Annotated in this window: 19 protein-coding genes; 8 read left to right on the top strand and 11 right to left on the bottom strand. The window is 42.9% G+C overall.

What is annotated here, in order from left to right; translation table 11 throughout:
- The first annotated feature begins 9 nt into the window (after positions 1 to 9).
- Both METHO_RS13860 and METHO_RS02845 read left to right on the top strand, forming a co-directional pair.
- Positions 10 to 222, top strand: a complete 213-nt coding sequence (locus tag METHO_RS13860) for a hypothetical protein (protein WP_015324017.1) — start codon at positions 10 to 12, stop codon at positions 220 to 222.
- A 34-nt stretch (positions 223 to 256) separates the two neighbouring features.
- On the top strand, positions 257 to 1,921 hold the full coding sequence (locus tag METHO_RS02845) for a chloride channel protein (protein ID WP_245546325.1): 1,665 nt from the start codon (positions 257 to 259) through the stop codon (positions 1,919 to 1,921).
- Between the two features lie 22 nt (positions 1,922 to 1,943).
- On the opposite strand, the gene METHO_RS02840 is transcribed toward METHO_RS02845, so the two are convergent.
- The 3 genes from METHO_RS02840 to cgi121 form a co-directional block, all read right to left on the bottom strand.
- Complete coding sequence (locus tag METHO_RS02840; RefSeq protein ID WP_015324015.1) at positions 1,944 to 3,245, bottom strand: tRNA (N(6)-L-threonylcarbamoyladenosine(37)-C(2))-methylthiotransferase; 1,302 nt, start codon at positions 3,243 to 3,245, stop codon at positions 1,944 to 1,946.
- A 2-nt stretch (positions 3,246 to 3,247) separates the two neighbouring features.
- The gene (gene glpX, locus METHO_RS02835; RefSeq protein ID WP_015324014.1) at positions 3,248 to 4,339 is read right to left on the bottom strand and encodes a class II fructose-bisphosphatase; all 1,092 of its coding nucleotides are present in this window, start codon (positions 4,337 to 4,339) and stop codon (positions 3,248 to 3,250) included.
- Between the two features lie 102 nt (positions 4,340 to 4,441).
- The gene (gene cgi121 / locus METHO_RS02830; protein ID WP_015324013.1) at positions 4,442 to 4,951 is read right to left on the bottom strand and encodes a KEOPS complex subunit Cgi121; all 510 of its coding nucleotides are present in this window, start codon (positions 4,949 to 4,951) and stop codon (positions 4,442 to 4,444) included.
- 223 nt (positions 4,952 to 5,174) lie between these two features.
- On the opposite strand from cgi121, the gene leuS reads away from it, so the two are divergent.
- From leuS to METHO_RS02815, 3 genes are all read left to right on the top strand, one after another.
- Positions 5,175 to 8,063 carry a leucine--tRNA ligase gene (gene leuS / locus METHO_RS02825; protein ID WP_015324012.1) on the top strand — a complete coding sequence of 963 codons (2,889 nt, stop codon included), beginning with the start codon at positions 5,175 to 5,177 and terminating at the stop codon, positions 8,061 to 8,063.
- Between the two features lie 155 nt (positions 8,064 to 8,218).
- Positions 8,219 to 8,767 (top strand): DUF7109 family protein, encoded by a 549-nt coding sequence (locus METHO_RS02820; RefSeq protein WP_015324011.1) that lies wholly within the window; start codon positions 8,219 to 8,221, stop codon positions 8,765 to 8,767.
- Between the two features lie 16 nt (positions 8,768 to 8,783).
- Positions 8,784 to 9,554, top strand: coding sequence for a 23S rRNA (uridine(2552)-2'-O)-methyltransferase (locus METHO_RS02815; RefSeq protein WP_015324010.1), 771 nt, complete (start codon positions 8,784 to 8,786; stop codon positions 9,552 to 9,554).
- 51 nt (positions 9,555 to 9,605) lie between these two features.
- On the opposite strand, the gene METHO_RS02810 is transcribed toward METHO_RS02815, so the two are convergent.
- Positions 9,606 to 9,905: a DUF211 domain-containing protein gene (locus METHO_RS02810; protein WP_216594311.1), complete on the bottom strand. Its 300-nt coding sequence runs from the start codon at positions 9,903 to 9,905 to the stop codon at positions 9,606 to 9,608.
- 130 nt (positions 9,906 to 10,035) lie between these two features.
- Between METHO_RS02810 and METHO_RS02805 the strand changes: the two genes are divergently transcribed.
- The 3 genes from METHO_RS02805 (at position 10,036) to METHO_RS02795 (ending at position 12,439) form a co-directional block, all read left to right on the top strand.
- Positions 10,036 to 10,695, top strand: coding sequence for a histidinol phosphate phosphatase domain-containing protein (locus METHO_RS02805; protein ID WP_048831206.1), 660 nt, complete (start codon positions 10,036 to 10,038; stop codon positions 10,693 to 10,695).
- Positions 10,670 to 11,323, top strand: coding sequence for a cyclase family protein (locus METHO_RS02800; RefSeq protein WP_048831008.1), 654 nt, complete (start codon positions 10,670 to 10,672; stop codon positions 11,321 to 11,323). Before METHO_RS02805 ends, METHO_RS02800 begins: the two co-directional genes overlap by 26 nt.
- Positions 11,324 to 11,563: 240 nt before the next feature.
- Positions 11,564 to 12,439 carry an archaellin/type IV pilin N-terminal domain-containing protein gene (locus tag METHO_RS02795; protein WP_015324006.1) on the top strand — a complete coding sequence of 292 codons (876 nt, stop codon included), beginning with the start codon at positions 11,564 to 11,566 and terminating at the stop codon, positions 12,437 to 12,439.
- Positions 12,440 to 12,482: 43 nt separating this feature from the next.
- Here METHO_RS02795 and METHO_RS02790 read toward each other — a convergent pair whose 3' ends face one another.
- From METHO_RS02790 to METHO_RS02760, 7 genes are all read right to left on the bottom strand, one after another.
- Positions 12,483 to 13,073, bottom strand: a complete 591-nt coding sequence (locus METHO_RS02790) for a hypothetical protein (RefSeq protein WP_015324005.1) — start codon at positions 13,071 to 13,073, stop codon at positions 12,483 to 12,485.
- A gap of 12 nt (positions 13,074 to 13,085) precedes the next feature.
- On the bottom strand, positions 13,086 to 13,634 hold the full coding sequence (locus METHO_RS02785) for an XTP/dITP diphosphatase (protein ID WP_015324004.1): 549 nt from the start codon (positions 13,632 to 13,634) through the stop codon (positions 13,086 to 13,088).
- Complete coding sequence (locus tag METHO_RS02780) at positions 13,627 to 14,199, bottom strand: Kae1-associated kinase Bud32 (protein WP_015324003.1); 573 nt, start codon at positions 14,197 to 14,199, stop codon at positions 13,627 to 13,629. The genes METHO_RS02785 and METHO_RS02780 overlap by 8 nt, the downstream gene beginning before the upstream one ends.
- Positions 14,200 to 15,216: a bifunctional N(6)-L-threonylcarbamoyladenine synthase/serine/threonine protein kinase gene (locus METHO_RS02775; protein WP_015324002.1), complete on the bottom strand. Its 1,017-nt coding sequence runs from the start codon at positions 15,214 to 15,216 to the stop codon at positions 14,200 to 14,202.
- A gap of 34 nt (positions 15,217 to 15,250) precedes the next feature.
- The gene (locus tag METHO_RS02770) at positions 15,251 to 18,127 is read right to left on the bottom strand and encodes a PGF-pre-PGF domain-containing protein (protein ID WP_015324001.1); all 2,877 of its coding nucleotides are present in this window, start codon (positions 18,125 to 18,127) and stop codon (positions 15,251 to 15,253) included.
- A gap of 432 nt (positions 18,128 to 18,559) precedes the next feature.
- On the bottom strand, positions 18,560 to 20,818 hold the full coding sequence (locus tag METHO_RS02765; protein ID WP_015324000.1) for a PGF-pre-PGF domain-containing protein: 2,259 nt from the start codon (positions 20,816 to 20,818) through the stop codon (positions 18,560 to 18,562).
- A 186-nt stretch (positions 20,819 to 21,004) separates the two neighbouring features.
- Positions 21,005 to 25,024: a PGF-pre-PGF domain-containing protein gene (locus tag METHO_RS02760; RefSeq protein WP_015323999.1), complete on the bottom strand. Its 4,020-nt coding sequence runs from the start codon at positions 25,022 to 25,024 to the stop codon at positions 21,005 to 21,007.
- Positions 25,025 to 25,108: the final 84 nt, after the last annotated feature.

Raw genomic sequence — 25,108 nt, 5'->3', positions numbered from 1 at the left:
CTCCTGACCATGTATATTATTTTATATGGGATAATAATAGATAAGGTTAAGGGAGAAAACAATGAAAACAAATGTTTAATATTAAAATTATATAAACTAGTTCTTGTCGAATTGGGTCTGATACTGTTGACAAAACTAATAGAACCTTTAAGTAAAAAAGAGATGGATGGCACTTGTGCATCTAAATATACTTTTACAGCACCAAAAACAGAGTATAATTAAATGGTTGAGTAGTGAATCTGTTTTTTCTAATTCATTGGCTGTTACAGTAGGAGTACTGACAGGCATAGTGATCGTACTGTACGACCATGCACTTGAATTAAGCTCCGAGCTATTCTTCGAACCTGTATACAATGCCCAGCATTACTATGTGATATTCATACCTGCCATTGGAGGATTACTGGTGGGTATAATTTCCCACCGGTTCATGAAAAAGCAAAGGTACAGCATAGATAATGTAATAGAATCGGCTACTCTGTACGGAGGAAAAATGCAATCAAGAACCGTGTTCCTGGAAGTATTATCCTCTGTGATATCCCTTGGCTCGGGAGCCTCTGCAGGAAAAGAAGCTCCCGTGGTATTGGCTGGTGCAGGTATTGGCTCTGCTTTCGCCCAGATGCTTAAAATGAGAGGTAATCGCCTGAAAATACTGTTGGGATGTGGTGCCTCCGGGGGTATTGCTGCAGCATTCAATGCGCCTCTTGCAGGGGTTGTGTTCTCAGTAGAAGTGATCCTGGGTGAGCTTGAAGCTGCAACGCTGGTCCCCATTGTAATATCTGCGGTCTTTGCAACTCTTGTTTCCAATGTTATATTTGGGGTAAGACCTATACAGATCTCATATTATGAACTTATAAGTCCTGTACATGAAGCCATCCTATACCTTGTTCTGGGATTATTTGCCGGACTTACGGCAGTAGTACTCATGCGTTCACTTTATAAATGCAGGGACTTTTTTAATACGCTCAACATACACCCCATAACAAAACCTGCTGTCGGGGGCTTGTTTGTAGGATTGATAGGATACTTCTACCCACAGATATTCGGTGTTGGATATGATACCATAAGCCAGGTATTGGAAAATGATATCACATTCAATTTATTATTGGTCCTGCTGGTCCTGAAAATAATTGCATTTTCCCTTAGCCTGGGTTCAGGTGGCTCGGGAGGGTCCTTTGTACCGGCCCTGTTCATTGGCTCTATGCTTGGAGGAGCTTACGGATTCATTGTCAACGGTCTTTTTCCGGGAGTCACGTCCGAGCCCGGAGCTTATGCACTGGCTGGCATGGGAGCTGTTTTCACTGGCATTAGCCGGGCACCGCTTACTGCAATACTTGTGCTGTTTGAACTTACGAGGAATTATGGTATGGTCCTTCCCATTATGCTTGCATGCGTGTTAAGCAATCTTGTTTCAAGTGCCCTCCACCCGGAATCCATTTTTACCGAATCACTGCGCAGGCGCGGATTTATCATACGAAAAGGAAAAGAAGTGGACATAATGGAATCATTGAAAGTTGTGGATGCTATGAAAAGAGAAGTGCAGACCATTTCAGTGAACAAAAAGGTAGAAGCTCTCATAGCTCTGATGCAATCCAGCCGTCATGCAGGATTTCCAGTAATGGACCAGGAAGGCAGGCTGTGGGGTATCGTGACCCTGAAGGACATCAGGGACAAGGTAAAACAGGGAGAACTGGACAAGACCATCAGTGAGATCGCCACTTCCAATTTGATCATTGCATACCCCGACGAATCTTTGAACACTGTGCTGCAGCGCCTTGCCACAAAAGACATAGGTAGGCTTCCTGTTGTATCAAGGGAAGACAGCAGAAAAATACTTGGGATAATCACGCGCAGTGATATCGTTAAGCTATATGATAAAACGATCGTGGAACGGATGAATTACAGGTCAGAGAACGGAAACTAAGTCATGAATAACTTATGAGATCTTAGATAACTACCCTTCCCAGAAAATATCCAGGAGTTGCGTCGAATATCTCAACGTCACAAAAGCTCCCCGGAACAGCAGATGATTCCGGAATAACCACAGGCTTATAGGATGCTGTGCGGGCCATGAGGCCTTTGACCTTTGCCTCTTTGGAAATAAAGACCCTTCCTTGCCATCCCATCATATTTTCTCTGACACCGGTCTTAACCTCCTCACATACAGCGTGCAGTTCATTGGAACGCTGTACAACGATGCGAGAGTCAATGTTCCTGTATTCAAGGGCCTTTGTATGTGGGCGGGGAGTGTACCTGGAAATGTTGATCTTTTCAGGTTTCTGTTTTTTTACCCATTCAAGGGTTGTCACGAAATCAGCTTCATTTTCTCCAGGAAAACCCACTATAATATCAGTGAAAAGAGTAAGATCATCAAAACGGTCCCTGAAACTGTTGATCACAAGATCAGCCTCTTCTATAGAATGGAACCTGTTCATCCTTTTCAGCACGTCGTTAGATGCTGATTGTACAGGTAAATGAACTAGCTTGTATATCTTGTCGTTCTCAAAAGCATGCAACAACTCTTCAAGTATGGGAAGCACAGAAAAAGGATTCATCATCCCCACACGGACCTTGAAATCACCTGGTATATCACATATCCTCTCAAGCAGCTGAGGAAGCCTGAGACCTATATCTATACCGTATTGTGCGTTATCCTGTGAAGTGAGCCATATTTCCCTGCAGCCTTCAGCGACTCCCTGCCTTATATCCTCCACAATGGAATCCGGATGGAAAGACCTGAGCGGACCTCTGACGAACCTGACAATGCAATAGGAACAGGCGTTATTACAGCCCTGTGAAAGCTGACAGATGTGTATATTGGAGTTGAACCGCAACCGAGGCACATTAATAAAACCTTCCGGTTCATGAGAGAACACATGCAGAGCTTGCCGGGAAGTAGTTTGGGAACAGAGGTTGGGTGAAGCTATAGAATTTAGCACCTCTCCTATCCTTGATATTGAGTTTACTCCCAAAATATGAGCATCGGGGTTGTTACGGATGATGTCCTCAAGCTGCACTTCAGGCATACATCCGGCTACCACCACCTCGATTCCTTTTTCTCCCAGTTCCCTGATCTTATGCAGGATCTTCTGTTCAGTGGAATACTTGACAGTACAGGTGTTGAGGACCACCACATCAGCATGCTTCTCAGATACAAGTTCATGCCCAAGGCTTCTGATGGTCGCCATCATGACCTCTGCAGAAGCCTGGTTTGCTGAACAGCCAAATGTCGATACGTATACTTTCATTATCAAACGAAACGCAGTGGTGTGGCCTCTTTGTCATTTATGTAGATGGTATCTGTAAATTTCACCACACCCGAACTCCCCATGGTCAGACTGTTCACTCGTGCATCACCTTCTCCAAAAAGGCTCACACCTTTAAGCAGAGTACCAGGGGTCACACCTGTTGCAGAGAAGATCACATCATTACCGGGAACGAGCCGATCGGTATCAAGGACATCATGCATGTTCTTTTCCGTAATACCCATCTTTTCAAGCCTTGGCATCTTTTCAGCCATCTCCGTGGCTATTGCTTCTTCAGATTTACCGTTAGCGACTGTAGGTAAGACAAGTCTCGCAAGGATCTTACCACCCAGTATCTTCATGGCAGCAGCCGTCAGTACAGCCTCACCGGAACCTCCGGCGCCCATTACCACGTGAACACCTGAACCACGTATGGCTGTGGCAACCCCTGGCATCAGATCGCCGTCAGTGATCAGATTTACTCTGGCACCGGTCGCACGGATCTCTTTTATTTTTGCTTCATGCCTTGTCCTTTCAAGGATGACGACCACCAGTTCATCGATGTTACGGTTGAGTGCTTTCGCTACAATTTCCAGATTATCGACCACTGGTGCATCAAGGTTTATACTTTCTTCCGGATGCTTCCTTTCATACTTAACTACTTCCGGACCCACCACTATTTTGTCCATGTAGATGTCAGGTCCGTGGAAAAGGCCACCTCTTTCTGCCATTGCCATCACGGAGATGGCACCCGGAGTACCATTTGCTGCCAGATTGGTACCTTCAAGGGGATCCACAGCAATGTCCACTTCAAGATGGCCTTCCCAGGTCCCAACATGTTCGCCTATGTACAGCATCGGGGCTTCATCCCTTTCCCCTTCGCCGATCTTTATGATCCCTTTCATGTCGAGGTAATTAAGAGTCCGGCGCATGGCTTCCACTGAAACGTGGTCAGCATAATTCTTATCTCCCCTGCCCATCTGATAGGATGCTGCTATAGCCGCTGCTTCCGTAACTTGTAGAAGTCTGGGCAACAGGGCAGTTTCTATAGGTCCTGCGCATTTGATCATTCCTTCTGCTGTTTTCTTGTGTGACATGAATTTGAACTCTCCTATAATAGTCTGTGATCGTATTAATGTAGTTAACTAATTGATAATGGCAAGTTTACTGACCGGTCATATATTATTATTTCGTATATATCACTTCAATACATCCACAAGTGCTACACGCTCTATAACAAGTTCCTGGATCATCTGCTCACCCACAACTGTGATCTCATCTGCAGTGATGCCGAACTGTATGATTATTTCATCCCTCTTGGAAGGCAGATACTTAATGACATCAGCAGACACAAGCATCTGTTTTAGTATATCCATGCATGAAGAAACGGAACATGCCTCACCTCTGACTATAAAAACAATATTGTTCTGACCTTGACGGACCCCCATAGAAAACGCCTCTTCTATCTGGCGTTTTCCTGAAGCATAACGCATGATCTCGATACCTATATCCTTTGCAGCATTTCTTTCCTGCACAAATGCCCTGCAAGCTTTTACCACAGCGAACTGCAAGTGTTTTTCACCAGCTACCTTATCCGCATTGAGAGCCTGGATCGTACAATTATTTGTCTTTGATATGTCTGCGATTGTCCTAAGAAATGGCTTAAGATCTTCTATGAATATGCGGCCACCTATGAACTCAACGTGCATGGAACTAAATTCAATTCTTTAAGAATAAGCATAACGGTATGATTTGATTGCTCATAAAGAATTACCGAGGTATCTGCCCCCTGAAAAGATCACTTAAAAGAGTAGACTTTATGTGGATGAAAGTTATTTAGGTGTTAACCAACATATAAATAAGGCATCAGTGGTCTCAGAAGGGATCACTTAAAGAATGTAAAAATAACAGGTATACCGGAAAGGCGTAACCATGGAACAGGATTACATACCGTGCGAGATAGAAAGAAGGTGGCAGAAGACATGGGATGATACAAAGGTCTTCCAGCCTGAGCCCGATGAGAGAGAAAAGTTCTTCATAACAATACCATACCCCTATCTCAACGGTAATTTACACGCGGGACACACCCGTACCTTCACCATAGGAGACGTTATAGCACGATATAAACGGATGCAGGGATATAATGTGCTTTTCCCCATGGGTTTCCATGTCACTGGAACACCTATAGTAGGTCTTGCCGAGCTGATAGCTAATCACGATCCCCAGACCATGAAAGTATATTCACAGCTGCATGGCATACCTGCAGATATTCTGGAAACGCTGGTCACCCCTGAGAAGATCGTGGAGTATTTCAGCAAAGAAGCGGAAAAGGCCATGCGCTCTATTGGTTATTCTATTGACTGGAGACGTAAGTTCACCACCACGGACGAAACTTATAAGAAGTTCATAGAATGGCAGTTCAACCTGTTGCACGAAAAAGGTCTCATTGTCAAGGGATCACATCCAGTTAAATGGTGCCCTCACGACAATAATCCTGTTGAGGATCATGATATTCTGTACGGAGAAGAAGCGAATATTATTGATTATACTTTTGTCAAATTCCAGTATGACGGTTTGGTACTGCCTTGCGCCACACTGCGCCCTGAAACTATTTTTGGTGTTACGAACCTCTGGATCAATCCGGATATAGAACATGTTAAAATTAAAGTGGAAAAGGATGAAAAAACAGAGTTCTGGGTGGTAAGCAAAGAAGCTTACAGGAAGCTGACTTTCACTGACAGGAAAGTAGAATTCGTAGATGATGTGCCATCCACATCTCTGATAGGTATAAAGGTGAAGAACCCGCTCACAGGCAATGATGTCATTACATTGCCAGCCTCTTTCGTAAGGGGGGATAATGGCAGCGGGATAGTAATGAGCGTGCCTGCCCACGCACCTTACGACTATCTGGCATTGAAGGATCTGTACGAGAGGGACCTTTCGCAGTACGGGATCAAAGAAGATCTGAGCAATATAAAGTTGATCTCCCTTATAGAAGTAAAGGAGTTCGGAGAATACCCTGCTGTAGAAGCCGTACAACAACTTGGAGTGAAAGACCAGAATGATCCAAAAGCTGAAGAGGCAACAAAGATCGTTTACAGAAGAGAATACCATGGGGGTGTGCTCAAAGAGAACACTGGAAAGTATGCCGGTATAGCAGTTTCCAAGATCAAGGATGTGCTCACCCAGGATCTTATAGATCAGGGTATAGGGGAAATATTCTATGAGTTCAGCGAGCCCGTAGTGTGCCGCTGTGGAACGCCCTGTGTGGTCAACATGGTAGAAGGCCAGTGGTTCCTCAACTATTCGAACCCGCAATGGAAAGAAAAGGTCTACGGATGTATTGAGAAGATGGAGATCATTCCTGAAGAATACAGAGTGGAGTTCAATAACAAGGTCGATTGGCTTAAGGACAAGGCTTGCGCAAGGAAAAAAGGGCTTGGCACTCATCTGCCTTTTGATGATCAATGGCTCATTGAATCGCTTGGTGATTCCACGATCTACATGACATACTACATCACAAACAAGTTCTTTGCCCGTGGCATTGGACCGGAACACCTCACCCCTCAACTTTTCGATTATGTGCTACTGGGTAAGGGCAGCTTGCAGCAGGCAGCAGCAGCTACAGGCCTTGAAGAGCAACTCATAGCACAGATGAAAGAAGATATAGATTACTGGTATCCTGTGGACCTCAGATCTTCAGGTAAAGACCTTGTACCAAATCACTTACTGTTTTTCCTTTTCCATCATGTAGCTATATTTGAGGAGGAAAAGTGGCCTCGTGCTCTTGCTGTCAATGGTTTTGTTTCTCTTGAGGGTCAAAAGATGAGCAAATCCAAAGGTCCGTTGCTCACTCTGAGGAACGCAGTGGATGAATATGGCGCTGATATCAGCCGGATGTACATTCTTTCCAGTGCCGAACAGACACAGGATGCAGACTGGAGGAACAGTGGAGTCGAAGCTGCTAAGAAACAGGTAGAAAGGTTCTACTCCTTTGCCAGAGAGATCATTGAATCCGGTGCAGTATGTGGCATGTGTGGGGAACTGAAGCTCATTGACAGGTGGATGCTTAGCCGTCTGCAACACCGGATAAGGGAAACTAACAATGATATGAGATCCCTGAGAACCCGCAGTGCCCTGCAAAATGCATTTTTCCTGCTGCTTAATGACATCAAATGGTATCAAAAAAGAGGTGGAAGCACCCTGCTCTATGATATGCTGGATACCTGGGTGCGTTTAATGGCACCGTTCACGCCACATGTATGCGAGGAGATCTGGCAGGCACTGGGACATGGGGAGAATGACATTGTATCCCTTGCCCATTATCCAATATTTGACCCAAAACTGCTGGACAACAATGCAGAACTTGCAGAAAAGCTTGTGGACAACACACTGGAAGATATTGAAGAGATACTGAAGGTCACAAAGATGACGCCTCAGAAGATAGTGTTGTATACATCTGCAGCATGGAAGACAAAAACTTTCCAGATGGCTCTTAAGATGCAAAGCGAAGGTACGCTTAACCCTGGTGTTCTGATCAAGTCTTTGATGGCAGAACCTGCTAACAGAGCTCACGGAAAAGAGATACCTAAGTTCGTACAGAAGATAGTTCCTGATATCTGCAGCATGAAAGTGGAAAGTTTGGAGATGTTTGATGGTTACGAACTGGACGAACTTGCAATACTCAGAGAGAACCAGCACTTCTTTGAGAAGGAATTTAATTGTACAGTAGAGGTTTACAGTGCAGATGAAACTTGTTACGACCCTGAGAAAAAGTCAAGGTTCGCTGTCCCCATGAGACCGGCTATCTACCTGGAATGAAGTTTTAAGACTGCGCACACTTGCAGTCTTTTTTCTGCTCTTAGCACAGTCTGCAATTAAATAACATGCAATTGTAACAATCAAAGATACAGGTTGTAGGTAACTTTATTACCTCCTTCTTAGTTATGTATATCTTCCTTTAAAGGTATGATCTTATGATATCCGCTGCTGAACTTACAGGTATAATATACGTTCTGGGGGCGATTACCTTTGAGGAAATATGTGCTGTGGAAAAAGAGATATCCGAATTAAGGGATTCTGATCACGATACCGGATCACTGGATGAACTTTGTATCAAAGCCGTAAAAGAGCATCTTCTTGAATCTGTTTCTGCAGAAGATGTGTCCGAAGCAGGAGATAATGGTGATGCATACTTCATAACAGGACCAAACTCATTCCCAGAAATACCACCTGAACTTAGCCAGGTGATCGATATTCTGAAATTACCTGTGAGAAAAGTAGATATGGATACTATTTCAATTAAATTATTGAACAGTTTTCAGCAAAAAATACGCAGGCTTGATATAAAAATAGAGGATATTGAAGTTGACAGAAAAGAAATAAAAAAGCTGGAATCAAAGTATAGTGATCTGCTTAATCTTTATTATGACTATGATTCATGGCTACCTGGAAAATTTGGCTCAGTGGCTGCTAACCTCATGGACATAAGTAAAAAGATAGAACGTTTAAAACGATCAAACTAACACAAGGCAGGGTCTAATGGCAAGGGATAGAAGAGATACCTATTACTGGCGTGCTAAAGAAGAAGGCTATAGGTCCAGAGCTGCATTCAAACTACTGCAGATAAATGAGAAGTTCAGTGTGATCAAAGAAGGGGATACTGTTGTGGACCTGGGTGCAGCTCCGGGGGGATGGTCTGAAGTAGCAAAAAAACTCTCGGGTGGAAGGGTAATAGGTGTTGATCTGCAGCGCATTTCACCGATAGAGGGTGTTGAGACCATAAAAGGAGATATTACTTCAGATGCTACTATAAAAAAGATCTTTGAGCTCGTAGGTGAGGGAGGAGTGGATGTTGTTATTTGCGATGCTGCTCCTAACCTTTCAGGCAACTGGAGCTATGACCATGCACGGTCCATTGATCTTTCCAGATCTGCACTGGGATGTGCGATAAAGATTCTGAAGCCAGGTGGTCATTTTGTGGTCAAGGTCTTTCAGGGAGACATGTTCAAAGGTTTCCTTGAAGAAGCAAGAACTGATTTTGTTCACACAAAGTCATTTTCTCCTGTAGCATCCCGATCTCAGAGTGCAGAGATATATATAATAGCTAAGAAATTTCTTAATGTACCTGTAAAGAAAGGTGAAGAACTGGACGTGGAGATCACAGGTAAAGGATCAACAGGTGATGGAGTGTTCCATATCCAGGAATTTGTCGTTTTTGTAAAAGGTGCAAGTGAAGGGGATAAAGTCAGAGTTAAGGTAAAGGACGTGAAACCTAATTTCGCTTTTGCTGACGTTATTGCAAGATACTGAAGATCCCCTCATAACTTGCAAGCCATAGCCTTCAGACAGTTAAGTGAGATATTAACGTTCCTGCAGGGTCTCTACTTCTTCCACAAGCTTGTGGCCTGCCACTATCTCATCAATACTGTGTATCACTGCTCCCAGATTATCAATAGACTGTTTGATCTCTTCATAGTCCAGATCATCACCTTCTATTGTAATTTTTATAGTTTCTGTCTGTTGGTCAACTTCATACAAACTCAGATTTACACCGGAGACACCCGGCAGAACACTTAATTTTTTCGAAAACTCTACGATCGAGGGGTAATGTGGTTTTAGAACATCCAGGACCATTCTTCTGATTCCAGGCAATTGTTTCATCCTTCCTTCAAATGAACTAAAGATAGAAATGCTGTTATTTATTGTTTAGCAAGCTGCATATCAGTCTTGATGATATAAATCTTTATTTCATATGCCATCCATATTTAATGCAGGAGCAAATGGTGAAATCATGATTGACTTGCATACACATTCCTTATTCAGTGATGGTGAGCTTATTCCAAGTGAGCTTGTGAGAAGGGCAGTGATACATGGTTACAGAGCTATCGCAATAACCGACCATGCCGACTTTACCAATGTGGAACATATCCTGAAAAATGTGAGCAAGGCAAAGTACCTTGAAGAGGTAATGGATATTAAAGTGCTTACAGGGGTAGAGATAACACATGTTCCACCCACCAAGATCGGAAAGATGGCACGCCTGGCAAAGGAGCTGGGAGCGGAAATAGTAGTAGTGCACGGTGAAACAACAGTAGAGCCTGTTGCCCCGGGAACAAACAATGTTTCTGTTGAGCTATCAGATGTAGATATCCTTGCACATCCCGGATTTATAACCATTGAAGAAGCTGAAAAAGCAGCCGACAACAATGTCCACCTTGAAATAACCGCAAGGAATGGCCATAATCGGACAAATGGTCATGTAGCCCGGATAGCTTTTGAAGCAGGTGCAAAGTGCGTAGTAGATACGGATACACATAGCCCCGGAAATCTTATAACCAGAGATACGGCTCTAAAGATCGCAATGGGAGCGGGGCTCACTCTTGAGCAGGCAGAAAGAGTTCTCAAGAATTCCCAGAAGATAGTGGATGAGAAATATCAAAATGATATTTAAAGGGAAAAGGATCATAGACATAACTCGAGCTATAAAGCAGGGTATGCCCGTATACCCCGGGGACCCTGAGCCTGTTATAGAACAGGTTTGCTCTATTGAGAAAGACGGTTTTGCACTTTCAACTATATTTATGGGAAGCCACACTGGTACTCATGTGGATGCGCCTTCCCACGTTCTTGAGGGTGGAACTTCGGCGGATATGCTGCTCCCTGAAAGTTTAATGGGACGCGCGGTCTTGCTGGATATGAAGCATAGCGGCGGCTTTATTAGTGCCGAAGAACTGGATGTGGCATGGAAGGCGATCAAACCGGGAGAAGGAATAGAAGTACTATTATTAAAAACAGGTATCCCCTGTTTAGTTGAAGCAGCAGAGAATTTTTGTCTTGAAGAGAATATAGCTTTCTGGGCTCGGGATAAAGGACTAAAAGTATTAGGTATTGACGCTTTCTCCATAGAAAATGGAAAGTCTCTTCCACTTCACAGATCATTGCTTTCCCGGAAAATAAATATTATAGAATGCCTTGACCTTGAACTGGTGGAAGAAGGAATGTACACTTTTATTTGTCTTCCTCTGAAGATCACAGGTTGTGATGGTGCACCAGCACGCGCTATACTTATAGAAGAGTAGTTTTTGATCGTTTTTTGTGATTTATATTAATAGATTAATTTAAATAGTGTACGCCATATATGATATAGATGGAAGAAAATAAAAGTATATAATAATAGTGTTAATGTACAATAAATAGTATATATATATATATATAGAGAGAGAGAGAGAGAGAGAGGGAGAGATATCCACTGTTTACCAACTTTGTGAATTTAGAACTTAATTGAGGGAAAGCGCACGAAAGCAAATAGAAAGCATTCAATGCACAAAGATGAAAGTGCACAGATGGGTATTGGCACACTTATTATATTCATATCAATGGTCCTTGTAGCTGCGGTAGCTTCTGCACTGCTTATTAAGACTTCAGGTGTACTACAGCAGAAAGCTTCTCAGACCGGTCAGGAAACTACAAAGGAAGTAGCATCCAATTTACGTGTAGACCGAGTGGAAGGTGAACGCGCAACCTATAAAACCATCACTGTTGCAGATGGTATTCCCTCAAGCACCAGTGTCACTATCCCAAAAGGAGGTATGATAGAATGGGTCTCTGAAAGTGGATCTTTTGAGATATCTACAGATGGATCAAATGAAACTGTAGCTGAGTACTCGTATTATGAAGAAAGATTCAAAGAGCCTGGTACATACAATTTCACCATCTTCGGAGCCTCATCAAGCACCAGCGGTACAATTATAGTAGGCAATAGTCTAGATTACGGGCAAATATCCAAGCTACACATATCACTTTCTCTTGGGCCAGGTAGTGAAGATGTTGATCTCTCACAATTGATAATCTACCTGTCAGATGGTTCACATGTGGCAAATGTCAGATACAATATATCTGATATGAGGACAGATGTCCATCTGCCGACCGAAGAATACTTCTCTGTAAGCCCGATACGGATTCGCGATAATACGATCTTCAAAGCCAGCCAGCCAGTACTGAGGACTGGAGACATAATGGAAGTTGTGGTGGATATCCGACGTGTGTTCTCTGCAGAAGATGACTTTTATGAAGGATTGGAACCAAGGACAGAAGTTTCATTCCAGGTCCGTCCGGAAGCAGGTTCACTCGTAGTATTCGATTTCATAACTCCCGGCGCATATTTTGATAACAGGTACATACTGCTGAGATATTAACACATTTTGATTTTTCTGGTCCCTGACAGTTGTCAGGAACTACTTAAGAAAAGTGGGATAAAGTGAAAGTACCGTCACTTCTGACAAGCTCGAAAACATAAGTTCCGGATATAGGTTTTTCTATAACTACACCCATACCCATATTGTTGGAGGGATCGGATATTTCTTCAGGGAGCCACGTACCTCCAGCTGAAAGACGACCCTGACAGAAATGGATCTTTTCACCTTCTATGATCCATCTTTTCTTAACCCCATTGTTATATCTGTAAATTATGGTGTTGTTCTCTATGTCCCAGGCAGAGTTAGTTACATTGCCATCGTTATCCGGATCAGGGTCCACACCAAATCCAAGATATGTGATCTCCCTTGGGAAGTCAAGTTCAAGAGAACACATACTGCCTTGGGCACTGGAAAACAAAGAGAGGTCACGTGCTTTGCCCTTCTGGAGAGAAAGCAGTTCAAGAGATGCCTCAGACAGTTGTTTCTCAACATCATAGCCCTGTTTTAGAGGAACTATGGTATTCCATGATATTGCTACCAAGGCAAGCACACAGCCTGTGATTGCCAGATACACTATCATTTTCAGAGGAATGGTATCTATGCCTTCGGCATCTGTCAGGAAGCGCCGCCTCAAAATATATCACCTTTACTTAGAAAGCCACTCAAAGAACTTGTCCAGTGCCCTGCGCCTGTGAGAAAGCTTGTTCTTTTCATCATCACCGATCTCTGCAAAAGTCCTGCCATTATACTCAAATATGGGATCATACCCAAAACCTCCTGTACCCTTTTCCTCTAAAGAGATCAAACCTTCGACCATGCCAGTAAATACAATAGCTTCTTTTGCGGGTTCGCAGTAACCAATAACTGATTTAAAGACAGCTGTGCGGTCGTCTTCATCCTCCATGAGCCTGAGCACTTTCTTATTACCTATTTTATTTTCAACAAATGCAGAATAAGGACCAGGGAAACCATTCAGAGCATTGATGAAAAGACCGGAATCATCCACCATCACAGGGATCTTCAGTTTTTCTGCTGCCCATTTTGCTCCAAATGAAGCTATAGGTTCCAGCTCATCTTCCTGTAATTCAGGATAACCTCCTGTATCTTGGATTAGCTCGATGTCTTTTGCTTCAAATATGGATCTGGCTTCATTGAACTTTCCTTTATTACCGGTAACAAATACCATCTTACGCATAACGACCTCTCTTCTCTATCTCTTTCACACGTTCCATCACTGCATCAGCAGATTCAAAACTATCCCGATAACCCTGGTAGAAACTTGCTATCAGTTCCTCATAACCACTGTGTGTACTCTCGAATGTCTGAAAAAGTACATGTACATCCACACCCTGTGCCTCAAGACTGCTATCCGTATAGGCCAGGCCAAAATCGATCAGGTATATCCTGTCATTAGAAAATATCATGTTAGAAGTTGTCAGATCACCATGTATGATGCCACTGGAATGAAGACGGCCCACAAGCTGACCAATTTTTTTGCTCATCTTCTCATCCATAACATATTTCAGGGGCCTGCCGTCAATATACTGCATCTCGATCCTAAAATCCTGTATATCATATATGACAGGAGTGGGCACTCCGGCTCTGCGAGCTTCAGAGATTAGCCTCGCCTCTGAGCGCGTCCGCTCTTTGCGTATCCGCTCATCGATCTGCTGTAAACGATAATTTTTAGGAATACGCTCTTTTACCACAATGTTGCCTTCCAGCTTGATAACTGCTTCTGCCCCTCTTGCCAGATACATTTAAGGATCACCTTCCAGATCCTTTTCATTGATCCACGTTACATCCACTGAATCTGGTCTGAAATTAGGGTTTACATGAGATTTCTCAACAGACAAGATGTCCCCAGAGTTTAGCATCAAAAGACCAAGATAGGCGATCATGGCGCCATTATCACCCATAAAACGCTTTTCAGGAACGTAGAAATTAGCACCTCGCTCTTCACACATTATTTTAAGCATCTCCCTAAGGCGCGTATTAGCTCCTACACCTCCTGCAAGCAGAACTTCATGCTTTCCGGTATGAGCAAGTGCCCTTTCTGTAACTTCCACAACCATAGAAAAAGCCGTTTCCTGGAAAGAATAACATACATCTTCAAGGCTGGCCCTGCCAAGAGCATCTGTGGCGGCAGTGGAAAGCCCCGAAAAGGAGAGATCCATACCTTTTACCACATAAGGCATTGGAATGTAGTTCTTTGCTTTTCTGGCAAGTTCCTCGATCTTCGGACCACCAGGATGAGTTAGACCCGCACTTCTGGCAAACTTATCCAGTGCATTCCCCAGACCAATATCAAGTGTTTCGCCAAATACACGATATTTCCCCATTTTATATGCCAGTACCTGTGAGTTTGCACCGCTGACATACAATGTTACAGGGTCCCTCGCAGGAGTCTTCCAGCGACCAACCTCTATGTGTGCAAGACAATGATTGACACCTATAAGGGGCAGGCCCAGACTAAGGGAAAGCGCACGTGAGGCGGTGGCCACAGTGCGCAGGCAGGCACCAAGTCCCGGACCCTGAGAAAAGGCTATACCATCTATCATAGAAATAGAAACACCTTTTTTACTTCCTTCTTCAAGAAGTTTACCTATAACATGTGAAGCAAATCTGGCATGGTGCTGTGCAGCTTCCCTTGGATGGATGCCCCCTATAGGTGGCACATATGTATGTGTGACCTCAGCTACGACATCATTCTCATTAACAATAGCTGCACTGAGGTTCCATGCAGTACCCTCTATTCCAAGAACTGTTCCTTTCATTTGTATCTGGTAAAGAATGGAAAGCAGATTAATCTTACTCTTTCTTTAGATACTCATATCCAACTGCAAATATTCCTATCAATATAAAAACAATGATGAAAGTCCATATCCTGGATTTTTCCGGCTGGATCTTTTCCATAACTAGATCATCGAATTTAGTGACTGCAGTATCCATATCACTATATAATGGAGAAGTAAGTGGAACCGTTGAAGTGATCACAAATGGAGAGAAACCGGGAGTCTGGGCTTCAAATGTTGTATATTTCATTGTGCTGTTTTTAGGATTGGTAGACAGCACTTCCCATATAGTCCCATTATACCTCTGCAACTTTACATCTTCAGGGTTTACACCCATCTCTTCCATCCATGAATTGTTCACTCTGAACTCCACCCGTGCATCCCTTATGTTATCAGATGTAGCAAAACCAGCCTTACCTACCCAGATGTTGACATATTTGTAAACTGGTCCCTCGGGATCTATCTGTACAAGCTTCGACCTGTTGTTCAGTATTTCTATAGTGGAAGTTATCTCACCTGAGTTCTTAAGAGAATAAAAACTAACGGATTGAATATCATTGCCTGCCCTTGAGAACTTGTAGGTGACGTTTTCATTCATTCGGACATATGCATTGTCCACATCTTTCAAAGCTACGTTTTCAAAGTCCTCAACACTGCCTGCACCGCCACCTCCACCGCTGCTACTACTACTACTGCCTCTACTACTACCGCCTCCACCACCGCTGCTGACTGAAGATGTGGTGAGACTGATAGTCACTGCTTCTCCCTGTAATCCATTTTCATTGAATGGGACAAGAATATAGTTGTAAGTTGTAGAACTATTAAGGTCACTGTGTATGTATGTTGGTCCTGTTACATTGGCAAGTACCAGACCATCCAGAATTATCTGTACGGTTGCAGTATCATCGGAAGCATCCCACTCCAGTGTGATCGAACTTGTCCTGATGTTTTTTCCTTCGACTTTTAAAATTACAGGTATCTTCAGTGTAGCAGCCTGATCGCTTACCCGTGTAGAATTAATGTTACCCGAAGTATCTACGGTTTCAATACCGATGGTATGTTCTATTCCATTGCTAAGTCCTGTTGCATTATAATAACTGTCTGGAGTGTTTGTGACGAATATCCCATCAATATAGATTCTCACATTACTGAAATCAGGATCATTGGGGTTAATCCACGTCCAGTTGATCCAACTTGGACCAACATTATTCTCCTCAATGTTCGTTACAGTTCCCGGGGGAGTTCTATCTGTGATCTTTGTGGTTGCTGAATCGCCCACTGTTCTGGGATTGATGTTTCCAGAAGCGTCCACGGTTTTTATCATGATCGTGTGAGTCGTGCCTTCAGTCAGCCCAATTGCATTATAGAAAACATCAGAAGTGTTTGTGACAAAATCACCATCGAAGTACACCATAACATGTTGAAAATCAGCATCATTCGGATTTTTCCAGGTCCAGCTGATCCAATCCAGACCTACACTACTCTCATTAAGATGTGTTACAGATGATGGCGGTACTGTGTCTATTGGAATTTTAGATGCTGCAGAATCACTAACCAGTGAAGGATTGATGTTTCCGGAAACATCCACAGTTTCTATACTGATAGCATGTACAGTTCCCGGAGCCAGCCCGGTAGCATTGTAAAAACTGTTGGAGGTATCCCTAACGAATACACCATCAAGATATACCTTCACATGACTGAAATCCGAATCACTTGGAATTGTCCAGGTCCATCTTATCCAGGTTGGACCTGAACCACTTTCCCGAAGGTTACTAACAGTTGAGGGGGGAGTATGATCGACGTATATAATTTCAGCTGCATCAAATGCCGCTTCAGCTGCTTTAAGTTCATTTATTGCCTGGTTGACCTCAGACTGGGTTGCACCTCTGTCGTCAGCAACGGATCCTGCCCTGGAAATAGCATCATTAAAAGCATTGATGGCAGACCTGGGATACTGACCGGGCTCAATACCGGCAACGGCATTACCAGCCTTTGAAGATGCAGCGCTGATAGCAGATAGTAGTGAGGACTTATCTACAGAGGGTATTTCAGCTGCATCAAATGCCGCTTCAGCTGCTTTCAGGGCTGTAACTGCCTGGCTTACTTCTGCATTTGTTGCATTTGAATCATCCGCAACTCCCTGTGCCACAGCAATAGCTGCTTTGAATGCATCTATTGCTGCTTGTGGGTACTGACCACCTTCATTCCCGGAGGCTGCAGTCACTACTTTTGCATTGGCTTGAGCAATGGCTGTTTTCAATGAACTTTTGTCTATGGATTTTATTCTGGCAGCGTCAAAAGCAGCTTCAGCTGTTCCCAGAGAGCTTATTGCATTGTCTACCTGCGTTTGTGTGGAGCGTGTACTGTCTGCAACTGCCTGTGCTGTGGTGATTGCTCTTCTGAATGTATCTATTGCTGTTTGCGGGTATTGATCGATGTCATTTCCTGGAACTGCATCTTCTAGTTTTTCGGTGGCAGCTCCAATTACGTCCAGCAAATTAGTTTTATCCACTTTTTTGACAATGATCATTATAGTTTCCGTTTCTGTGCTATCACTGTCATTACCAACGCCGCTAATAGTTGCTATGAATGTTACCTGATACCTGCCAGCAGTACCGTTACCGGGGGTCAAGCTAAAAGTGTATGTATTTGGATTTTGTGGATGTGGATTGAAAGTTGCCCCTTCTGGCAAATTTTCAACTTTAAATGTTATTGTAGCATTGATATTCTCGTCATCTCCTGCAGCAACATTAAAAGTCAGAGGTTCATTTTCGCCTATCGTTTTATCTCCAATATGTGTTATTACAAGTTCACCAGCGCTAATCCCAGCTGAAATTAAAAATAGAAGTAATGCAAAGCCTATACAGACTAATTTACTTAACTTAATGCGCATCCAACCACTCCGCAAGTTAGAGAGGACTATATCCTTAAGATCAATACCCAATAGCTTGATTTGTCCCAGTGGATCAGGTAATTATAAAATAATTGATAGAAAGTAACTGCTTGACTATATTATATAGTTGACTCAAACTGATATTTATACCTATAGGTTTGAACTGCCTGCAAATATTTTCCATACCAATGTCACTTTATTTATAAGATAAAAGTATGTTTCTGGCTTTAATAACAAATGGAAAGAATACGAAGGCTCTTGGTTCGAATAAAGAATTGAAGCAGAAAAGAAATTATAATGGCAAGGAAAAAAGAAATACTTAGTGTGATGGCCAGAAAAGCTGAGATTTAATCCATAAAAAATTTAAACTGCCGAAAATGGTTTTAAAAATGTTTCCCTGTATATGATCATACAGGGTAACACATTGCCTTCTCATTTTTTCTTCAGGTACATGTAGCCAGCAGCAAGCAATCCTATTATAAGAACTACTATAACAGGAGCCCAAAAATTGGATCTTTCAGGCTGTGCTTGCCCATAATCTCCACTTTTATTCAGGACAGGATCTGACAGAACATCAGGATCTGCAGATTGTAACTTTGTATCTGTGTTTACTGAATCAAGAGTTGCATCTGCGGTGATGGCAAAAGGAGAGAAACCGGGGGTCTGGGCCTCGAATATAACATAACTTGTAGTGTTGGCTTTAAAGACTGTGGGTAACACTTCCCATGCTGTTCCATCATATCTCTGCAACCTTATGCTTGCAGGGTTTACACCAGTTTCCTCAATCCATGAGTTATTTACCCTGAATTGTACCATTGGGTCTTTGATATTACCTTCTGTGGCAAAACCGGATTTTCCTACCCAGATATTCACATATTTGTATACAAGTCCTTCCACATCACTGCTGGCAAACTTTGATCTGTTGTAAAGCACCTCTATAGTGGATGTTACCTCACCTGAGTTCTTAAGAGAATAGAAACTTACTGCCTGAATAGGATTGTACTGTTCTATGAACTCATAGGTAGCATTGGAATCCATCATAAGATACACTGTGGCAGCATCTTTCAGTACTACGTTTTCGAAGTCCTCAGCACTTCCCGCACCACCGCCTCCACCACTGCTGCTACTCATTGTACCGCTGCTACTACTGCTTCTTTCACCACCAGTTGTATCACTATCGAATGAAGATGAAGTGCTTAAATCAATACTTTCCACGACCCCCTTACTTCCATCACTCAAGTGTGGCAACAGAGAATAAGTATAACTTGTGTCGCTGTCAAGGTCATTGTCTTCATATACAGACCCACTAACATTAGCAATAAAAATGTCATTCCGAGATAATTCAACGAGGACTACATCCGGAGAATTAGTCCATGTCAATGTTATAGAACTCGAACTGATATCCTCCCCTGAAATATCTGATATTTGTGACCCGGGAGAGTCTGGGGTGACCCCACCTGATGAAGAGACATCAATAGTTATAGTTTCAGAGGCAGTAAGACCATTGGATTCTGCAGTAAATGTAACAATATAATTACCTTCTGTTTCTGGTGTCCAGCTGAAAATACCTGTTGTCGCATCAAAGATAGCCCCTTCTGGCAGATCCGAAGCAGAGTACATGATAACGTCACCATCTTCATCTGTTGCTGAAACTCTGAATGTAAGCAATTCATTCACATAGACTGATTTATCCCCTGTTTCTAAGATCACAGGCTGTTGGTCTGCCTCACCGTCAGGAGTTGCATTGTCTGCAGAATTGCCAGGAGAAACACCCGGTGATGAAGGATCAGTTAAAGTAAATACCAAAAGACCATTGTCGGAGGCCGCATAAGCATAATTACCGGAAACTGCAACATTATAGACATAAGCACCATCATAGCTTCCCATGTAGACAGGTGCCGATGGATCAGTGACATCTACTACAAAAACACCACTGGCATCAGCTACATAGACATAATTACCGGAAACTGCAACTCCGTTCGAATCACCAGCACCTGAGTAACGACCCACCGGAGCAGGTGAAGAAGGAACACTGATATCCAGAATTGAAAGACCACTGTCATCAGCAACATAGGCATAATTATCTGATACAGCAGAATTATATGCATAAACTAGATCGTATGTCCCAACAAGGCCTGGTGAAGAGGGATTGGAAATGTCCAGAATAACAAGACCATAGCTGCCATCAAAAACGCCTTTAACATCATCAGCAACGTAGACATGATCTCCTGATATAGTAACCCCATTTGCAAAACCAATAGTGTCATAGGTTCCTACAAGAGTTGGGGAAGAAGGAACGCTGATGTCTACAATAAGGAGACTGCTAACATCAGCTACATAGGCATAGTTACCTGAGATGGCAATATCACGTGCAAAACCATCAGTATCATAGCTACCCAAAATGGTTGGAGAAGCGGGGTTACTAATATCTATTACAGTAATTCCGGCATCGCCATTAGCTATGTAAGCATAATTGCCTGAAATATCAATACCATATATCTCTGACATGGAAGTGACCCTGCCTAACTCTGAGATAGCTGTAACATCACTTGTATCAATTATGACAAGGTCCTGACCCTGGCCCAGATATGCATAATTCCCAGCTACAAAAACATTGAATATATCTCCGCTAAACTGACCAACGATATCCACATTAACATTATCTGCTGAACATATCCCGGTGTTTATCATCAAAAAAAATAATATTATCGCTAAATGAACTGATCTACTTACTTTTATTTGCACTTTTGTCACCAGCTCCCCGCCAATAGAGGATGTTTATGGCAATAAGAATTTCAGATAGTTATTGTTACAGCACTTTGAAGATATCAATCTTGTTTAAGACCCCCTGCACTTATGCACAGGGGTATCAATTTATCAATTTTGCCGTTTCTTCAGATATGTGTATCCGACTACAACAAATGATATTGCGAGTATGGCCATCAAGATCGACCAGATATTGGATCTTTCTGGTTGACTTTGTGTGAGACCTGCATTTTCTATCTGGTCAGACCCTATATCTTCACTACTGCTTACAGGGGAAGGCATGGACTTTTCACCTGTAATGGCAAATGCAGAAAACCCTGGAGTTGTAGACTCAAATATTGAATATTCTATGGTGTCGCTTTGCAGAGTAGTGGGTAACACTTCCCAGGAACTGCCATTATATCGCTGTAAAATTACTTCTTCAGGAGCCAGCCCCATTTCCTGTATCCATGAATTATTGACCTTGAAATTTATACGAATATCATTCATGTTAGATGGTGTTGCAAAACCGGACTTACCAACCCAGATATTAATGTATTTGTATACGATTCCTTCAGCATCACTGCTGACTAGTTTTGATCTGCCTTTAAGTACCTCTATAGCAGATGTAATCTCACCTGAGTTTTTAAGCGAATGGAAACTGATGGACTGGACAGCATTACCTTCTCTTGTAAACTCATAAGTTATATCAGAATCCATCATCACATATGCTGTGGCAACATCTTTCACCGCTATATTTACAAAGTCTTCTGAACTGCCTGCACCGCCACCTCCACCGCTACTCTTTGCGGAAGTGCCTGAACTGCTACTTCTACCACTGCCTCCACTGCCGCTATTGCTTGAAGAGGGAGAAGAAGTGACCAGGGTGATGCTAACCATACTACCTTCCACCCCATTTGCAGCATAGGGCAATAGTGAATATTCATAGCTTGTATTACTGGTCAGGTCAAGATCTTCATACTGAGATGATGGTCCGGTAACATTTCCAATAATAGTATTATTTCTGTATATTTCAGTAAAGGCCACATCCGGAGAATTGGTCCAAGTCAATGTGATGGAACTTGAAGTAATGCTACTCACAGAGAGATCGGAAATAAATGGTGGTGAATCAAGAACTTCAATTGTTATGTTCTGTGAGTCATTCAGACCATTTGATTCTGCAATGAATGTAACAACATAATTCCCTGTAGCAACCGGTATCCAGTTGAAATCACCTGTTTCGCTATTTAGTTCAGCGCCCTCAGGAAGTGATACTGCAGAATACCTGACAATATCCCCATCCTCATCTGTGGCTGAGATGTTGAAACTCAAAAGCCGATTCTCATCTGCTACCTGATCACCTATTGGAACAAATACAGGTGCTCTGTCGACGTTATTAACTGTTATCAGTACATTTTCAGAAGTTATCAGGCCATTCGCATTTGCTATGAACTCCACATCATATACACCTGAATCACTATAAGTAGGAGCCCAGCTGAATTCACCGGTTACATTGTTAAGATCAGCTCCGTAAGGCAGGTTTGTGGCAAGATAACTAATTGTATCCATATCATGATCGGTAGCTGAGATGGTAAAACTAAGCAATTCACTCTCGTTCACCTCTTTGTTACCGATAGGACTTAGTTCTGGTTCCCTGTCAACATTATTTACAGTGATAACAATAGTCTCTGAATCTAAAAGACCACCTGCCTCCGCAACGAAAACTACTGTATAGGTTCCTGAATCATTATAATCTGGCGTCCAGCTGAAAGCTCCTGTATTAATGTCAAATGTAGCTCCATCCGGCAGATCCGTTGCTGAGTATATAATGATGTCCCCTTCCGGATCACTTGCCGAAACTATAAACTCGAGCAGATCATTCTCATTAATGTTCCTGTTACCTGTAGCACCAAGCTCTGGTGCTCCAGCTAGATCACCTACTGTTATCGTAATTGTCTCTGAGTCGCTGAGACCATTGGCTTCTGCACTGAATATTACCTGATAGTGTCCAACAATATCAGGAGAAGAGATCCAGCTGAAAGTCCTCGTACTGACATTAAATGTGGCTCCTGGGGGCAGATCGTCCACAGAGTATGTGACTGCATCCCCATCGGGGTCATTCGCCAAGATCGTAAATTCAAGTAAACTATTTTCGTTTATCTGCTTATTACCAATGGTTTCAATCACTGGAGCCCTGTCTACATTATTGACTGTAATCGTTGTTAACTTAGAATCCGTATGCTTTCCATCTGTCACTGAGAATTCAACAGTATATGTCCCAGCATCCTCATATGTAGGAGTCCATGAGAACACATTACCTACAAGAGTACCAAAAGGAGCATCTGTAGAATACGTGAGAGCTTCACCATCCATATCTGTGGCTATGAGATTTATCACCAGTTCCTGTGTTTCATTTATTTCCCGGTTACCAGTATTTTCCAGCACTGGAGCACGATTAACATAATAAGCGAAGCAGTTAAGTGCATCAACTCTTCCGTGTCCTGACAGATAATCAGAACCAGAGGATTCCACATCCTCAGCAGTTTGATAAAGTATGTTACGCACTTCTGCAGCTGACATGTTCATATCATTTCCCCATAGCTGTGCAGCCACTGCTGCAACATGGGGTGCTGCTGCACTGGTTCCGGAGAAAATAGTGCCAAAATTGCCTGCTCCAGTGACAGCTACACTGCTAATTCCTGCAAGATCGGGTTTTTCCCTGGCTGCCGAGACAGGATATGCAATGGTCACAGGCCCTTGAGACGAATATGACTCCACGCGATCATGGTCCACATTATTGCCGGATATCGCTGCCACAGCAATAACGTCTGGCACCGCAGGATGCCCAAATATGGAATCAAGGGAAGTGAGATTTGTTTGATCCAGAGTTACTTGAGAGCTAGGATAGATGAACAGTTCAAGGGTACGTCGTTCTGCTGTACCATCCCGGCTTTTGATCTTTATATAAGCTGGTTCTGAGAGATAGGATGTTGAAGTCCACTCTAAAGGATCACCGTTACCACTCTGACTATTAGATGAATAGGCAATGGTGCTTCCAGAACTATCAAGGACATAAAGGTCATAGTCATTGGAAGATAAACCGAATTGATCATCCCACTGGAGGAACAACTGAAAAGACGCGCCAGCAGGGAGAGGGAATACCTTGTCATGATAGCCAGTACCATCATCAACAAACATACCCTGGTAGTGCCTCATCGCAGAGTTGCCTGCAGAGGATATGTATACAATATTATTGTTCGCTATTACTTCAGCAACATGCGTGGCAACAACCCCATCCTCAAAGAATGGCTGGTCCGGCCAGGTTATATCATCAACTATAATTGTGCATCCGGCTTCCACCAGGCTATCAATAGCATCATTGAATTCATATACACTGTTCCCATGGTCATGGAAATATAATTTTGCACCTGGGGCCATGTCATGAATGATCTCCATCATTGCAATGCCTTCGTCACCACCAACATTGTTTCTCAATACAGTGACATCTGATGGAAGGTCCCCGGATGCCTGTGAGGCAGAGATCGCATTCACACCGTCGGAGATCACACCGATCTTTATACCGCTCCCATCCTTGGAATATCCAGACCTCACAAGATCAGTTCTGTGAATAGCATCTCCTGCAGTCTTAACAGCACCTGTATTCACCATAGGGCGTACCACTGTCCTTACACTACGTACTTCTTCAAGAGATGCTATTTCTTCCAGCCTGTTCACATCTACCCAGGCAGTAACAAGTGAGTTATCAGCATCAATACTTGTGATGTTCCAGGCATAAGTATCTATAATAGAAGTTTGTTCACCCTGAAACAGGCTTATATATACAAAAACAAGCTGACGTTCTTGTTCATCATTCACTTGTACAGGTGAAGAAACAGCAGAGTTAGTGTAAGCAGTTGCTTCTGAACTTAACTCCCCCTGATCCGTTACCAAGGATATGAGGTCGCTACTCATCTTTTCCTGTTCTTTTGTAATGTTTGAAATATCAACAATAGTCATGCCCCCTGCCTGGCTCGCATTAGATGAATTGATATCTCCTATAGCTATAGACAAAGAACCAAAAATGACTATACCTGAAAATAATAAAACGGTCGCAAAACTGACCAGTTGCTGAATCTGTTTTTTACAGTGCATTCGTACCCCTTAACCGCTCAAAGATGTAAATGATCTAATTCAAAGAATATTCTGTTGATTTAATGTGGTGTGTGGGGTATGTCA

This window comes from Methanomethylovorans hollandica DSM 15978 (assembly GCF_000328665.1).
Lineage (GTDB): Archaea > Halobacteriota > Methanosarcinia > Methanosarcinales > Methanosarcinaceae > Methanomethylovorans > Methanomethylovorans hollandica.
The sequence above is the reverse complement of the archived record's forward strand: the minus strand, read 5'-3'. Positions and strand labels throughout refer to the sequence as shown.

Bases quoted from the DNA above. Each gene is read 5' to 3' on its own strand.
- METHO_RS13860 (WP_015324017.1), top strand. From the start codon at position 10: ATGTATATTATTTTATATGGGATAATAATAGATAAGGTTAAGGGAGAA.
- METHO_RS02840 (WP_015324015.1), bottom strand. From the start codon at position 3,245: ATGAAAGTATACGTATCGACATTTGGCTGTTCAGCAAACCAGGCTTCT.
- glpX (WP_015324014.1), bottom strand. From the start codon at position 4,339: ATGTCACACAAGAAAACAGCAGAAGGAATGATCAAATGCGCAGGACCT.
- cgi121 (WP_015324013.1), bottom strand. From the start codon at position 4,951: ATGCACGTTGAGTTCATAGGTGGCCGCATATTCATAGAAGATCTTAAG.
- leuS (WP_015324012.1), top strand. From the start codon at position 5,175: ATGGAACAGGATTACATACCGTGCGAGATAGAAAGAAGGTGGCAGAAG.
- METHO_RS02820 (WP_015324011.1), top strand. From the start codon at position 8,219: ATGATATCCGCTGCTGAACTTACAGGTATAATATACGTTCTGGGGGCG.
- METHO_RS02815 (WP_015324010.1), top strand. From the start codon at position 8,784: ATGGCAAGGGATAGAAGAGATACCTATTACTGGCGTGCTAAAGAAGAA.
- METHO_RS02810 (WP_216594311.1), bottom strand. From the start codon at position 9,905: ATGAAACAATTGCCTGGAATCAGAAGAATGGTCCTGGATGTTCTAAAA.
- METHO_RS02805 (WP_048831206.1), top strand. From the start codon at position 10,036: ATGATTGACTTGCATACACATTCCTTATTCAGTGATGGTGAGCTTATT.
- METHO_RS02800 (WP_048831008.1), top strand. From the start codon at position 10,670: ATGAGAAATATCAAAATGATATTTAAAGGGAAAAGGATCATAGACATA.
- METHO_RS02795 (WP_015324006.1), top strand. From the start codon at position 11,564: ATGCACAAAGATGAAAGTGCACAGATGGGTATTGGCACACTTATTATA.
- METHO_RS02785 (WP_015324004.1), bottom strand. From the start codon at position 13,634: ATGCGTAAGATGGTATTTGTTACCGGTAATAAAGGAAAGTTCAATGAA.
- METHO_RS02780 (WP_015324003.1), bottom strand. From the start codon at position 14,199: ATGTATCTGGCAAGAGGGGCAGAAGCAGTTATCAAGCTGGAAGGCAAC.
- METHO_RS02775 (WP_015324002.1), bottom strand. From the start codon at position 15,216: ATGAAAGGAACAGTTCTTGGAATAGAGGGTACTGCATGGAACCTCAGT.
- METHO_RS02770 (WP_015324001.1), bottom strand. From the start codon at position 18,127: ATGCGCATTAAGTTAAGTAAATTAGTCTGTATAGGCTTTGCATTACTT.
- METHO_RS02765 (WP_015324000.1), bottom strand. From the start codon at position 20,818: ATGATAAACACCGGGATATGTTCAGCAGATAATGTTAATGTGGATATC.
- METHO_RS02760 (WP_015323999.1), bottom strand. From the start codon at position 25,024: ATGCACTGTAAAAAACAGATTCAGCAACTGGTCAGTTTTGCGACCGTT.